The sequence below is a fragment of the Flavobacterium bomense genome, assembly GCF_003970355.1.
The window spans coordinates 70,560-84,322 of record NZ_RYDJ01000010.1; the positions used below are offsets into that span (position 1 = coordinate 70,560).

The window sequence follows — 13,763 nt, forward strand, 5'->3', positions numbered from 1 at the left end:
AACCAATAAAAAAAATCCCATTTCAAATTTGAAATGGGATTTTTTTATTCAATTCGCTGAGACTCAAAATGGCTCACCGAGCATTTTTTATTTATTTCCTTTCTCGAAATCAGCCACAAACTGCGCCAATCCAATATCCGTCAATGGGTGTTTTAATAAGCCGTAAATGGCAGAAAGTGGTCCGGTGATCACATCAGCACCAATTTTCGCACAGTTTACAATGTGCATCGTGTGACGCACTGAAGCAGCCAGAATTTGAGTTTCGTAACCGTAGTTATCATAAATTAATCTTATTTCTTCGATCAAAGCCAAACCGTCTGTAGAAATATCATCTAAACGACCAATAAACGGAGAAACATAAGTAGCTCCCGCTTTAGCAGCCAATAAAGCCTGACCAGCCGAGAATACTAAAGTTACATTTGTTTTTATACCTTTATCCGAAAAGTATTTAGCAGCCATCACTCCCTCTTTAGTCATCGGCAATTTTACCACGATTTGCTCGTGTAAATCCGCCAACTCTTCACCTTCTTTTACCATTCCGTCGTAATCCAAAGCATTTACTTCGGCACTAACATCACCATCAACAAGATTACAAATGTCAACATAATGTTTCAAAATGTTGTTTTTTCCTGTGATTCCTTCTTTTGCCATTAATGTTGGATTAGTTGTAACACCATCCAAAACGCCCAACGCCTGTGCTTCCTCAATCTGAGCTAAATTAGCCGTGTCAATAAAAAATTTCATATTATCTAATTTAATTGTGTGTTTCTAATTCTTTGGGCGTGACCCAAGGGTCGGGCTTTCCGCTTCAATCTTTTATTTTTTAAAGAAAAAATAAAAGGATTTTCACTGTAATCCCTCACGCTAATAAATTCGGTGCAAAATTACAACTTATAATGGCTCATCAGCATTTTTTCATATACTTTATCTGGTAAAATTCTTTTCAAAACAATTGAAAATTTTTGCATAAAAACGCCCACTTTATAATGAATTTTAGGTTCTGGAGTTTGGATAATCTGATAGACCGCTTCGGCCATTTCATTTGGATTACTGCCGCTGTCCACATGTTCATCCATCGTTTTCAAGGTGTTTCCGTACGGAGTTTCGTAAGCGGAACCCTTTAGCACCGGAGCATGAAAACGTCCCGAAGCAATATTTGTCGCAAAATCTCCCGGTGCCACATTCGTAATATGAATACCAAAGGATTTCACTTCCATTCGCAACGCTTCAGTGATGAGTTCAAGGGCACCCTTTGAAGCAGAATAAACACTTCGATACGGCAAACCCATATATCCCGCAATAGAAGTCACGTTGATGATTAATCCTGATTGTTGTGTACGCATTTGTGGTAACACTGCTTTCATTACTTCAATTGGGCCAAAAAGATTAGTCTCAAAATTATTCTTAATTTCATGCATCGGAATTTCTTCCAATGGTCCCGTAATCCCAACACCAGCGTTGTTAATGACAACATCAAGCCTTCCGGAGGTCGCAATCACTTTGGCTACAGCTGCATGAATCGAATCCGAATCCCGAACATCTAAAGCAATTAGAGGAAAAACCGAATTTAAAATTCGTTCCGGATTTCTACTAGTTCCGTACACAACAAAACCTTTATGGTGTAAAAATTCGCCAATAGATTTCCCTATTCCTGAAGAACCGCCTGTTATTAAAACTACTTTATTCATGATTATTGATGTTTATTGTACGAAAGATCCAAAAATAAAAAAATCCTCCCGAAGGAAGACTACTTATTTGTGTGAATTTAGAAAAGAATCTGAAATAAATTTAGATTAAAAAAATGGCAAGCGACCTACATCGCACCGCTCAACCACGTACCCTTGCTATGTTCCCATCCTGGGGGAGTCTGCAGGAGCTGGTCGTGTAGGACTTGCCGGTGCAAATATACAATCTTTTTATATTTTTACAAGAGCTTTAATCATTAAAAAATAACGTTATATTGGGGTATCAAAAATTCAAACAATGAAAAATCATAACTTCCTATCTATCATTTTATTAGGAATCACTTTAGCAAGTTGCAACGAGGAAAAAAAAGGCCAAAACACTTTATTTACCTTTGATAATTCTAAATTTTCAGCATTATATACCCCACAAGAAGTCCTTTCTTTAGCGGTTTTGAATCCCAATTCAAAAAAAGTAGATAGCATTATTTACTACGTCAATGATAAAAAAATTGCTTCTAAGAAAGGTCTTGATAAACTATCATTGGAATTAAAAGATCAAAAATTAGGAAACCAAGACCTGAAAGCCCTTGTTTATTATGAAGGACAAACCGCTGAGGCTACTGGAAGAGTAGAATTAGTTTCCGGCATTCAACCAAAACTATTAAAATATACCATTGTAAATACCTATCCGCACGACATTCAAGCCTACACGCAAGGATTAGAGTTTTACCGTGACACGCTGTATGAAGGAACTGGAAACGGTTCTGGAAACAGTTCTGGAATAAAAGGGATTTCGAGTTTAAGAAAAACAAACTATAAAACTGGAGAAGTATATAAAAAAGTAGAACTGGCTGACAATTATTTTGGGGAAGGAATTACGATTCTCAACAACAAAGTATACCAACTGACTTGGCAAAACAATGAAGGATATGTGTATAATGCTGATACTTTCAAAAAAGAAAAAACGTTCCCCTATTTCAAATCAATTGAAGGTTGGGGATTGACAAATGACGGAACTTATTTATACCAATCAGACGGAACCGAAAAAATTTGGATCATTGATCCAATCACATTCAAAGAAGTAGATTACTTGAACGTATATTCCTTTGAAACAAAAATAAAAGCAATCAATGAACTCGAATGGATTGATGGTAAAATTTATGGAAATGTGTACCAGAAAGATGCCATTGCAGTCATCAATCCTAAAAATGGAGCCGTTGAAGCAATTATCAATCTTGCTGATTTGAAGAAAAAAATTACCCAATTACCTGATACAGATGTCCTAAACGGAATTGCCTACAACCCAAAAACCAAAACCATTTTTGTGACCGGAAAAAACTGGGATAAAATGTTTGAAATCAAAGTTTCTGAATAATTTTATATAAAATGACAACGCTACTTATCAATATCAAAGAATTACTCCAGATTAGGGAAACTGCTATTGCTAAAGTTTCCGGTGCTGAAATGGCAATTCTTCCCACCATCAAAAATGCCTTTTTGGTCATTAGTGACAACCTGATTGCTGATTTTGGATCAATGGATAATTTGCCGGAATTACATGCTGACAAAATAATTGATGCCACTGGCAAAATAGTTTTACCTTCATGGTGTGACAGTCACACGCACATTGTGTATGCGGGAAATAGAGAACAGGAATTTGTAGATCGGATTAATGGCTTGTCGTATGAAGAAATCGCCAATTGTGGTGGTGGAATTTTAAATTCAGCTACAAAACTTAACGAAACTCCCGAAGATGAAATTTATAACCAATCCAAGGTGCGTCTGGAGGAAGTCATGCAACTGGGAACCGGAGCTGTAGAAATCAAATCAGGATATGGCTTGACGCTGGATGGAGAATTGAAAATGCTTCGCGTGGTTCAGCGGCTATCAAAAAATTATCCCATTACTATAAAAGCAACTTTTCTGGGTGCTCACGCTTTTCCATTGGAATATGCAACAAACCATCAAGGTTATATCGATTTAATTATCAACGATATGCTTCCTGAAATTGCCAAAAACAAACTGGCAGATTTCATCGATGTGTTTTGTGAAGCGGGTTATTTTACTGTTGAAGAAACCCGAAAAATTATGGAAGCCGGAATTAAATTTGGCTTAAAGCCAAAAATTCACGTCAATCAGTTCAACTCAATTGGCGGAATTCAAGCAGGAATTGAATACAACGCGTTATCAGTAGATCATTTAGAGGTTATGAAACCGGAAGATATCAAAGCGTTGAAAAATACCGACACAATGCCTGTTGCATTGCCTTCTTGCTCATATTTTTTAAGCATTCCTTACACTCCCGCACGAGCAATGATCGCGGCAGGACTTCCTATTGCCCTTGCAACGGATTACAATCCGGGCTCTACTCCTTCAGGAAATATGAATTTTGTTGTAGCAACGGCATGCATCAAAATGAAAATGACTCCCGAAGAAGCCATCAATGCTGCCACAATAAATGGAGCTTACGCCATGGGAATTTCTGAAACTCATGGAAGCATTACTATTGGCAAAAAAGCAAATCTAATTATTACAAAACCCATTACATCCTATTACCAGCTTCCATACGCTTTTGGCAGTACTCTAATTGAAACGGTACTGATTGAAGGTGAAATTATTTCATAAAAAAAGAGGAACAGCATGTTCCTCTTTCCTAATTATTTCAATTTTTGATTATCTCAACACAAAACTTGTTTTTGAAACTAAAACATCTTTATTAAAAATATTGATAAAATACGTTCCTTTAGCAAAATCTTTCCCTTTTAAATCCTCAGAAACTAGAATTGTTTTGTTTTCATATTTCACATTAGTTGCAAAACTGTATGTTAACGTATTCTCACCAAAATTTTCCGTTTTCTTGTCTCCTAATACATTATTTTTGCTGTCAATTACTTGTACGTAATACATTTTGTCACCGGACATAGCAATTTGATTTTCAGCAATCGTAAAATTAACTCTTAAAACATCGGCTCTACTTGCTTTGTCTGTCTCAATTTGTTTTCCAGAACTTCTTAATTTAAAAGCTGTTCCTCTAGTATTTAAAACCGTTAATTTAGATCCTTTTTCAACCGCTTTAGATAATTCTTCGTTTTGTCCAACTAATACTTCGTTGTATTTTTTAGATTCTCCCAAGACCACTACAGTACTGTCTCGTTGTGTAGTTAAGGTTGTGTTTTCTTTTTTCAACCCTTCATTTTCAGCCATTAAAACTTTCATATTTCCCTGCAAAGCATTGAATTGAGTTCTGTATTTAGATAATGAAGCTACATCCCCTTTGGACTTACTCAAATCATTCATCAAGTTTACTACTTTATCTCTTTCTTGAATTAACTCATCAGACATGGATGTGTTTTCAGCAATTGCGGCATCATACGTTGATTTTAATTCCTGCAAATCTTTCATAACCGATTCTTTTTCGGTCAATGTAGTTTTCAATTCTGTTTTAACGGTATCTGCGTCGGAAGTCATTTTAAAAATGTAAACCAAACTCCCCACTAATAAAATAGCCAACACTGCTATAACCGCCTTAAGACTTGAACTGCTTTTTTGATTTTCCATCTTTTAATTAATTTAATTTTTACAAATTTAACAATATATAACTAATGAATAACGCAAGTTGATACATTTATATTATTTTTGGGAAAAAATATTTTTTTTAATGGAAAAAATTATACGCTTTACAATTCATGATCTTGCAAAAATTACGAACCACAGAAGTGGCGAGATAAAGTTTGGAGAAAAAATGATAACCATCCCAAAAGATGTTGATTCAATTGATTTTCTAACAACCTGTGAGGCTAAATATGTATTATTTGGTATTCCCGAAGACATTGGAATAAGAGCTAATTTTGGCCGACCCGGGGCGGCTTCAGCTTGGGACAGTGCCATAAAAAGTATTGCTAATATTCAGCACAATCGTTTTTGTAAAGGAAGTCAGTTAATTATTTTAGGGCAATTAGACGTAAGTGACAAAATGCAGGAAGTAGAACACCTTGATTTTAATGATATTGATGATCGTTTTAAATTAAGCCAATTAGTTGAAAAAATAGACAAAGATGTCTCTCATATCATTTTTAACATTATAAAATCAGGTAAAACTCCAATAATCATTGGTGGCGGACACAATAATTCATACGGAAATATAAAAGGAACTGCACTCGCCAAAGGCAAACCTATTAATGCAATCAATTTTGATGCGCATTCTGATTTTAGGATTATAGAAGGACGTCACAGTGGCAATGGTTTTTCGTATGCTTATGAAGAAGGTTTTTTGAAAAAATATTTTATTTTTGGACTACATGAAAACTACACTTCAAAAAGTGTGTTGGATATCATTAAGAAAATAGAGGATCGAGTTCGTTTTAACACCTATGATAGTGTAAGTATTAGAAGAGAAAAAAACTTTGATCAGGAAATGGCGCTCGCTTCGGAATTTATAAATGATGATTTTTTTGGAATAGAGATCGACTTGGATGCGATTCCTAATATTGCCTGCAGTGCCATGACTATGAGTGGATACTCTGTGGAGCAACTTAGGCAATTTATATACTATTTTGCCAAAAATAAAAATGCTGCCTATTTACACATTTGTGAAGGCGCACCGGATTTAGGCGAAGAAAAAAACAATCATTTAATAGGTAAACTGATAGGCTATCTGGTGACTGATTTTATTAAATCGAACCAGCAGATTGTCTAACTGGTTAAATGATAAATTGCTTAAACGAATACCTATTAACCTAATCGATAAATAACACTACCTTTGCAGCACTATCTATGTACTTAATACATGATATTTAATATTTAAAATATGTTATTCGAAGATTTACCACTTTCAAAAAGTATACAAAAAGCCGTATTTGAACAAGGCTATTTAGAAGCAACTCCAATACAAGAACAAGCCATTCCAATCGTATTATCAGGTAGAGATATGATTGGTTGTGCCCAAACCGGTACCGGAAAAACGGCCGCATTTGCCATTCCTATTATTCATCAATTGCATAGAATAGTAGGGTCCTCTAAAAAAGCAAGTCCAATCCGTGCTTTAGTCATCACCCCAACCCGAGAATTGGCCGTTCAAATTGGACAAAATTTTGACCAATATGGAAAATACACAAACTTAGTGCAACTTACTATTTTTGGTGGCGTTTCTCAAGTGCCACAGGTAGAAATGCTGAAAAAAGGAATTGATATCCTGATTGCTACTCCAGGACGTTTGCTAGACTTAGTCAAACAAGGTTTCATCGATTTAGACCATTTGCATACTTTAGTCCTTGACGAAGCGGACCAGATGCTGGATATGGGATTTGTAAATGATGTCAAAAAAATTGTAAAACTGACCCCTAATAACAGACAAACCTTATTTTTCTCGGCTACAATGCCAATGGCCATAAGAGAATTAGCCGAAATGTTTCTGAAAGATCCTGCAACAGTTACCGTATCTCCTGTTTCTTCTACAGCTGAAAACGTAGAACAACGCGTATATTTTGTTGAAAAAGCAGAAAAAAGAAATTTGCTGTATCATTTAATTAAAAACGAAAAACTGTCTAATGTTTTGGTTTTTTCAAGAACAAAACACGGAGCTGACAACGTTGTAAAAGCATTGCGCAAACACGATATTGCTGCCGAAGCGATTCATGGTGACAAGTCTCAAAATGCCAGACAACGCGTTTTAGAAGGATTCAAGAATAAAGAAGTGAATGTTTTAGTGGCTACTGATATTGCAGCCAGAGGAATTGATATTGATCAATTACCATTTGTCATTAATTTTGATTTACCCAATATTCCCGAAACGTATGTACACCGAATTGGCAGAACCGGTCGTGCCGGAAATGAAGGTGTTGCAATTTCTTTTTGTAGCAAAGATGAGCACCAATATTGGAAAGACATTCAGAAATTAATAAAAGTAGATGTAAAAACCGTAAGTGATCACCCATACGGTTGGCATTCAGGAAGTCCTGAAACCGCTCCCGCGGGAACTCAAAAGAACTCAAACCGCAGTGGTGGAGCTCATAAATCAAGAAAATCAGAGGTTTCCAAACAAAATAAAAAACGCTGGTATTAAATTCGTTATACTGACTTACATCTGTAATAAATCACTTTTTAACTGTCGTTAAAAAGTGATCTATCGTTAACATGTTGTTTTTAAGTGTTTTAATGAAAATATTATTTGAATTAAATGACCTTAATCTTCTTGAATTTCAATACTATCTATTTTTGTCATGTACTAAAGAAATTACTATAGAAAATTTATCCTTTTGAGTAATGGCTTTGTACAAGGCAATTTTCGAAATTTTAAAGGATTTTTTGAAATCAGCATTCTTCAGGTATTGTGACGCGTGATCCGTTAATTTTACGATCTCATTGTTTCATGCCGTTTACGTTTGTGCAAGTACGTCATCACTGAAAAAGTTAAATACAAACACTATTAATAACACAATATACACCTGATTCATAAGTGATTAAGTTTAATTAAATATAAATTTATGCGCCAATAAATAATAATTTATTTTAATCAATTAAGTGTCAAAAGTGAACTATTTTGAAGTCTCATGAATTTCAAATATATTAAATCCACTTCATGGTGTACAAAGAACTATTAGTTAAAAATTAATTTCTTTTGGTTTATTTAATTTCCCTACAGATTTGGCGACAATAGTTGCAATAGTTGCATCACTTGTTACATTGACTACAGTTCTGCACATATCCAAAGGTCTGTCAATAGCAAAAATAAGCGCTAGCCCAGCTTCTGGAATTCCAGCTTGACCAAGAACAATAACAAGCATCACCATTCCGGCACTAGGAACCGCTGCTGATCCTATAGAAGCCAGTGTTGCAGTAACAACTATCATCAATTGTGTATTGAGGTCTAAAGCTTCCGGAAGCATTGCTTGAGCTATAAATATCGCAGCTACTGCTTGATACAAGCTAGTTCCATCCATGTTTACTGTTGCTCCCAGAGGCAAAACAAAACTAGAAACCTCTTCATCAACTCCTAAACGCTCGGTAACACATTCCATGGTAACGGGCAGTGCAGCTGCACTTGAACTTGTTGAAAAAGCCAATAATTGGGCGGGCGCAATGGCGTTAAAAAACTGTATTGGATTTACTTTTGCAAAAATCATTAATAAGCTTGGATAAAACACAAACATCATCAAAAACAAGCCAAGCAAAACCGTTAATCCATAGATTCCCAGCGCTCCTAATGTTGAAAAATCTGGAATTTCGACCATCAGTGCGGCCATCAGTGCGAAAACACCAACTGGTGAAAAAAGCATGATAATGTCAATAATTTTCAGAATTACATCATTCAATCCCTTAAAGAAATCAACGACAGGTTTTGATTTTTTTTCTTCAATTAAAATGAGACCGATCCCAATTAAAATAACAAAAAAAATGACTTGCAACATACTTCCATTATCACTTAAAGCTTTAAAAAAATTATCTGGTACAATATCTATCAAAGGTTGCAGTGGCCCACTATTTTTAGCTTTTACCGCCAATTCAATTTTTTGAGAAGCATCAACCGAAAAATTTTCAAGTAAGCTTATTCTGGATTCTTCGTTAATGTAAGTTCCGGGCTTAATTAAATTGGCTAACAACAAACCAATAATGACTGCTATTACTGTGGAACATAAGTAAAAAAAGACTGTCCTTCCTCCTAATTTAGAAAGTTTAGAAATATCTTTTAAATCTGCTAATCCAACAATCAATGAAACCACAATTAAGGGAACAGCAATCATTTTGAGTAAGTTTATAAAAATAGTTCCAAAAGGTTTTATCCAGTCAATTACGATTCCTTTTTGTTCTAAGTTTTTCATTACTAATCCAAAAAGGAGTCCTAGAATCATTCCTAAAAGAATTTTCCAATGTAAAGCAAGTTTTTTCATAATTTTAAATTCATTTGAATCAGACAAACTGATATTTTACAAAAAAAAACTCCTCATTATTTGAGGAGTTTTTTATTATTTAGTCTAATGAAACCGGTTCGGAATCCTCGTCTTTTTCCCAGCTTCCAACTACCGATGTTGCTAAAGCATTTCCTAACACATTGGTTGCGCTACGAAACATATCACAAAAATGGTCAATAGGTAAAATTAAAGCAATTCCTTCGATTGGAATGTCAAACATACCACAAGTTGCAGCAACAACCACTAAACTCGCTCTTGGTACTCCTGCAATTCCTTTACTGGTAAGCATCAAAACTAAAAGCATGGTCATTTGCGTACCCAAATCCAAATCAATTCCGTAGGCTTGCGCAATAAAAATACTGGCAAAAGTCATGTACATCATACTTCCATCCAAGTTAAAAGAATACCCGAGCGGCAACATGAAAGAAACAATTCTGTCCTTGACTCCAAAACGTTCTAATTCTTCGGTCAATTTTGGAAAAACAGCTTCACTGCTGGTTGTTCCAAAAGCAATAATCAATGGACTTACAATTCTTTTTAGCAAAACGGTCATTCTGCTTTTTAGAAATACATACCCCACAACAATCAACACGACCCAAAGTGAGGAAATTCCAATTAAGAAAGAACCAAAGAACTTGAAATAGGTAATTGCCAATTCCTGAAAATCTCTAACCGCAAATACTCCTGCTATAGCACCAAATACTCCTATTGGGGCAAACTTCATAACGTAGTTTACCATTTTCAGAACAATATGAGATATTTTATCCAAAGCATTTGTCACTGGCTTCACATAATCACCTAATGCAGCCGCTGCCAGACCAAAGAAAATCGAAAATATTACAATTTGTAAAATTTCATTAGTAGCCATTGCTTCAAAAATACTTTTAGGTACTATATGCTCAATAAAGTTTTCAAAAGATATGTTTTGTGTTTTCGCTGTGACTTCTGAAACTGATCCCATATCAACATTTGATAAATTAAGGCCAACTCCCGGTTCTAGTATGTTTACAAAAAACATCCCCAATAACAAAGAGATAAATGAAGCTGTAAAAAACCATCCCATCGCTTTTCCTCCAATTCTCCCCACCGCTTTGATATCCCCAAGTTTCGCAATTCCTACCACCAACGTCGTAAATACCAATGGCGAAATAATCATTTGAACCAGTCGAATAAAAATAGTAGCCAGAATTTTAATTTTGTTACTAAAATTTTGAGCTGCTTCCGGTGAAATAGAATTATGAATGATAATGCCTAAAATAGCACCCAAAACCATAGCTATTAATATTTGCCCTGTTAATCCTGAAAAAAAGGACGGCTTTTTAGTTGTATTCATATTCATTAAATTGGTTATAAGATTGTAGGATCAACCTTGATTATAAAAAATAATTTTTTACTCGCAGTCAGGTAAAAAATGGTATTGTAAAAAACATAAAAAGTATCAACAATTACTACTGATATGTTTTATTTATCAAATAAAAATCAGCTAATACAATGGCTGCCATTGCCTCAACAATAGGCACAGCACGCGGTACTACACAAGGATCATGACGCCCTTTTCCAGTCATTTCTGTAATATTGCCTTTATTGTCCAGTGATTCTTGTTTTTGCATAATGGTGGCCACAGGTTTGAAAGCCACGCGAAAATAAATATCCATTCCGTTACTGATTCCTCCTTGAATTCCACCTGAAAGATTGGTTTTTGTCGTTCCGTCAGCATTGTATAAATCATTATGCGCACTTCCTTTCATCTTAGCGCCTTCAAAACCACTTCCAAATTCAAATCCTTTTACGGCATTAATAGAAAGCATTGCTTTGCCAAGTTCTGCGTGAAGCTTATCAAAAACGGGCTCTCCTAAACCAATAGGTACATTTTGAATCACACAGGTTACGGTTCCGCCCACAGTATCCCCTTGTTTTCGGATATCACGAATATATTCTTCCATGATTACCGCTGCCTGTTCATCTGGGCAACGAACCGGATTATTTTCGGTTTTCGAAAAATCTAAATCTTGGTAGGGTTTGTCTAAAAAAATAGGTCCTACAGAAGAAACATACGCATTAATTTTTATGTCTGGCAACATTTGTTTTGCTACAGCTCCCGCCACAACTCTACTGGCAGTTTCCCGCGCAGAACTGCGCCCACCGCCACGATAATCCCTAACCCCATATTTTTTTTCATACACATAATCCGCATGACTGGGTCTGTAATTGTCTTTTATATGAGAATAATCATCTGATTTTTGATTGGTATTAGGAATAATAAAACCTATGGGTGTACCGGTAGTTTTACCTTCAAAGATTCCGGAAAGAAATTGAACGTCATCCGGTTCTTTGCGTTGAGTAACTATTGCTGATTGGCCTGGCTTTCTGCGGGACATTTCAAATTGAATTGCTTCTAAATCTATTGTTATTCCGGGAGGACAACCGTCTATTATCCCTCCTAAAGCGTCACCGTGAGATTCTCCAAAAGTTGTTATTCTAAATAGTGTTCCGTAGCTATTTCCTGCCATACTGATTAGTTTTGAACAAAAGTAGTATTTTAGTTTAAAGTTCAAAATTTTAACCACTAAACTTTTGAATAGCAATATCTATTTATTGACTTTAAATTAATATTGAAAACTATTTATTAACCTTTAATCGCATTTCAATTCAGTAGAATTCCATTAATTTGATAAAATTCAAATTCAAATACCTTGAAAAAAAGAAAAGTCGAGTTAGTGGTGATTTCTGATGTACATCTGGGGACTTATGGAAGTCATGCTAAAGAACTTTATAATTATTTATCTGCAATTAAACCTAAAATTTTAGTCTTAAATGGAGATATTATTGATGTATGGCAATTTAGAAAATCCTATTTTCCCAAAGCGCATTTAAAGGTTATCCAAAAAATCATCAGTTTTGCTTCAAAGGGAACAAAAGTCTATTATATTACTGGAAATCATGATGAAATGCTCCGAAAGTTTAGCGATATGAGTATGGGTAATTTTGCATTGGTGGACAAGTTAGTCTTGGATCTTGATGACAAAAAAGCCTGGATATTTCACGGTGATGTCTTTGATGCTTCCGTACAACACTCAAAATGGATTGCAAAATTAGGCGGTTTAGGATATGATTATCTGATACTTTTGAATCGATTTGTAAATTGGTGCTTATCAAAAATAGGGAAAGAGCCCTACTCTTTTTCTAAACAAATAAAGGCTGGTGTAAAAAAGGCAGTAAAGCACATTTCGGATTTTGAAAAAACAGCCACGGAACTCGCCATCGAAAACAACTACGATTATGTAATTTGCGGTCATATTCACGAGCCAAAAATAATCAAAAAAGAGAATAAAAACGGAGCTACTTTGTATTTGAATTCCGGGGATTGGGTGGAGAATTTAACCGCATTGGAATACAATAAAAAACGTTGGAAATTATTTCACTACTCAGAAACTAATTATGCTGAAGATGAAAATCTTTTTGAGATGGAGGATTTAATCAGTACTCAGTATGTTACACCTGCTATTTTCTTTAAAAAAACTATTTTAGATTAATGGTGGTTTTATATCAAAAGTGTGAATTATGAAACATTTACAATTAATTTTGTAAATTTAATCACAAAGTTAGTAATATCTTTGTATTTATAAAAATTTACTTATGAAAAAAATTATTTTATCGGTTATAATGCTAATTGGATTAGCATTCACCTCACAAGCACAAGAGATTTCAAAAAATGCACTAGGCCTTCGTTTTGGTGACAGTGGTGGTTTTGGTACTGAGATCACCTATCAAAGAGGTTTAGGCGATAACAATCGTTTAGAATTAGACTTAGGTTGGAGAAACAGAAATAATTATAACAATGATAATTATGATGACAATGCCATCAAATTAACTGGTTTGTATCAGTGGGTATGGAACATTGATGGTGGATTCAACTGGTATGCAGGTATTGGTGGTGGTGTAGGAAACTACAATAGAGATTATTATGATAATAGAAATTATAATAATGGAACTTTCGCATTTGTTGCCGGAGATATAGGTATCGAATATAATTTTGATATTCCATTGTTAATCTCTTTAGATTTCAGACCAGAGTTTGGTGGTAGCGATTATTACAGAAACAATTACGGTTCTGATGTAGCTTTAGCTCTTAAATACCAATTCTAATATTTCAAAAAGAATAAAAAAAATG

Annotated in this window: 12 protein-coding genes and 1 other RNA gene; 6 read left to right on the forward strand and 7 right to left on the reverse strand. The window is 34.9% G+C overall.

Features of this window, described 5'->3' with window-relative positions; genetic code table 11:
- Positions 1–87 precede the first annotated feature (87 nt).
- The 3 genes from fsa to ffs form a co-directional block, all read right to left on the reverse strand.
- Complete coding sequence (gene fsa / locus EKL98_RS09910) at positions 88–744, reverse strand: fructose-6-phosphate aldolase (RefSeq protein ID WP_126562187.1); 657 nt, start codon at positions 742–744, stop codon at positions 88–90.
- Positions 745–884: 140 nt separating this feature from the next.
- Positions 885–1,688: an SDR family oxidoreductase gene (locus tag EKL98_RS09915; protein WP_126562188.1), complete on the reverse strand. Its 804-nt coding sequence runs from the start codon at positions 1,686–1,688 to the stop codon at positions 885–887.
- A 111-nt stretch (positions 1,689–1,799) separates the two neighbouring features.
- An RNA gene (gene ffs / locus EKL98_RS09920) (signal recognition particle sRNA small type) lies at positions 1,800–1,897 on the reverse strand.
- Positions 1,898–1,983: 86 nt separating this feature from the next.
- Here ffs and EKL98_RS09925 point away from each other — a divergent pair.
- A complete protein-coding gene (locus tag EKL98_RS09925) occupies positions 1,984–3,060 on the forward strand; it encodes a glutaminyl-peptide cyclotransferase (RefSeq protein ID WP_126562189.1) in 1,077 nt (358 codons plus the stop codon).
- Between the two features lie 11 nt (positions 3,061–3,071).
- The gene (hutI, locus tag EKL98_RS09930; RefSeq protein ID WP_126562190.1) at positions 3,072–4,310 is read left to right on the forward strand and encodes an imidazolonepropionase; all 1,239 of its coding nucleotides are present in this window, start codon (positions 3,072–3,074) and stop codon (positions 4,308–4,310) included.
- Between the two features lie 48 nt (positions 4,311–4,358).
- On the opposite strand, the gene EKL98_RS09935 is transcribed toward hutI, so the two are convergent.
- Positions 4,359–5,243 (reverse strand): hypothetical protein, encoded by an 885-nt coding sequence (locus tag EKL98_RS09935; protein ID WP_126453393.1) that lies wholly within the window; start codon positions 5,241–5,243, stop codon positions 4,359–4,361.
- Positions 5,244–5,343: 100 nt separating this feature from the next.
- On the opposite strand from EKL98_RS09935, the gene EKL98_RS09940 reads away from it, so the two are divergent.
- Together EKL98_RS09940 and EKL98_RS09945 are read left to right on the forward strand one after the other, a co-directional pair.
- Entirely contained in the window at positions 5,344–6,381 is a 1,038-nt protein-coding gene (locus EKL98_RS09940) for a formimidoylglutamase (protein WP_126453390.1), read from the forward strand.
- A 111-nt stretch (positions 6,382–6,492) separates the two neighbouring features.
- Positions 6,493–7,746, forward strand: a complete 1,254-nt coding sequence (locus EKL98_RS09945) for a DEAD/DEAH box helicase (RefSeq protein ID WP_126515627.1) — start codon at positions 6,493–6,495, stop codon at positions 7,744–7,746.
- A gap of 538 nt (positions 7,747–8,284) precedes the next feature.
- Here the strand turns inward: EKL98_RS09945 and EKL98_RS09950 are convergent.
- The 3 genes from EKL98_RS09950 to aroC all read right to left on the reverse strand — a co-directional run bounded on the left by EKL98_RS09950 (position 8,285) and on the right by aroC (position 12,102).
- Entirely contained in the window at positions 8,285–9,571 is a 1,287-nt protein-coding gene (locus EKL98_RS09950; RefSeq protein ID WP_126562191.1) for a dicarboxylate/amino acid:cation symporter, read from the reverse strand.
- A 79-nt stretch (positions 9,572–9,650) separates the two neighbouring features.
- Entirely contained in the window at positions 9,651–10,931 is a 1,281-nt protein-coding gene (locus EKL98_RS09955) for a dicarboxylate/amino acid:cation symporter (protein ID WP_197037191.1), read from the reverse strand.
- 109 nt (positions 10,932–11,040) lie between these two features.
- On the reverse strand, positions 11,041–12,102 hold the full coding sequence (aroC, locus tag EKL98_RS09960) for a chorismate synthase (RefSeq protein ID WP_126453382.1): 1,062 nt from the start codon (positions 12,100–12,102) through the stop codon (positions 11,041–11,043).
- A gap of 183 nt (positions 12,103–12,285) precedes the next feature.
- Here aroC and EKL98_RS09965 point away from each other — a divergent pair, with 183 nt between their 5' ends.
- Both EKL98_RS09965 and EKL98_RS09970 read left to right on the forward strand, forming a co-directional pair.
- Positions 12,286–13,125 (forward strand): UDP-2,3-diacylglucosamine diphosphatase, encoded by an 840-nt coding sequence (locus EKL98_RS09965; RefSeq protein WP_126459977.1) that lies wholly within the window; start codon positions 12,286–12,288, stop codon positions 13,123–13,125.
- A gap of 103 nt (positions 13,126–13,228) precedes the next feature.
- Positions 13,229–13,738, forward strand: a complete 510-nt coding sequence (locus EKL98_RS09970) for a hypothetical protein (RefSeq protein WP_126459978.1) — start codon at positions 13,229–13,231, stop codon at positions 13,736–13,738.
- Positions 13,739–13,763 lie beyond the last annotated feature (25 nt).

Coding starts and splice junctions, on each gene's coding strand:
- fsa (WP_126562187.1), bottom strand. CDS start 744: ATGAAATTTTTTATTGACACGGCTAATTTAGCTCAGATTGAGGAAGCA.
- EKL98_RS09915 (WP_126562188.1), bottom strand. CDS start 1,688: ATGAATAAAGTAGTTTTAATAACAGGCGGTTCTTCAGGAATAGGGAAA.
- EKL98_RS09925 (WP_126562189.1), top strand. CDS start 1,984: ATGAAAAATCATAACTTCCTATCTATCATTTTATTAGGAATCACTTTA.
- hutI (WP_126562190.1), top strand. CDS start 3,072: ATGACAACGCTACTTATCAATATCAAAGAATTACTCCAGATTAGGGAA.
- EKL98_RS09935 (WP_126453393.1), bottom strand. CDS start 5,243: ATGGAAAATCAAAAAAGCAGTTCAAGTCTTAAGGCGGTTATAGCAGTG.
- EKL98_RS09940 (WP_126453390.1), top strand. CDS start 5,344: ATGGAAAAAATTATACGCTTTACAATTCATGATCTTGCAAAAATTACG.
- EKL98_RS09945 (WP_126515627.1), top strand. CDS start 6,493: ATGTTATTCGAAGATTTACCACTTTCAAAAAGTATACAAAAAGCCGTA.
- EKL98_RS09950 (WP_126562191.1), bottom strand. CDS start 9,571: ATGAAAAAACTTGCTTTACATTGGAAAATTCTTTTAGGAATGATTCTA.
- EKL98_RS09955 (WP_197037191.1), bottom strand. CDS start 10,931: ATGAATATGAATACAACTAAAAAGCCGTCCTTTTTTTCAGGATTAACA.
- aroC (WP_126453382.1), bottom strand. CDS start 12,102: ATGGCAGGAAATAGCTACGGAACACTATTTAGAATAACAACTTTTGGA.
- EKL98_RS09970 (WP_126459978.1), top strand. CDS start 13,229: ATGAAAAAAATTATTTTATCGGTTATAATGCTAATTGGATTAGCATTC.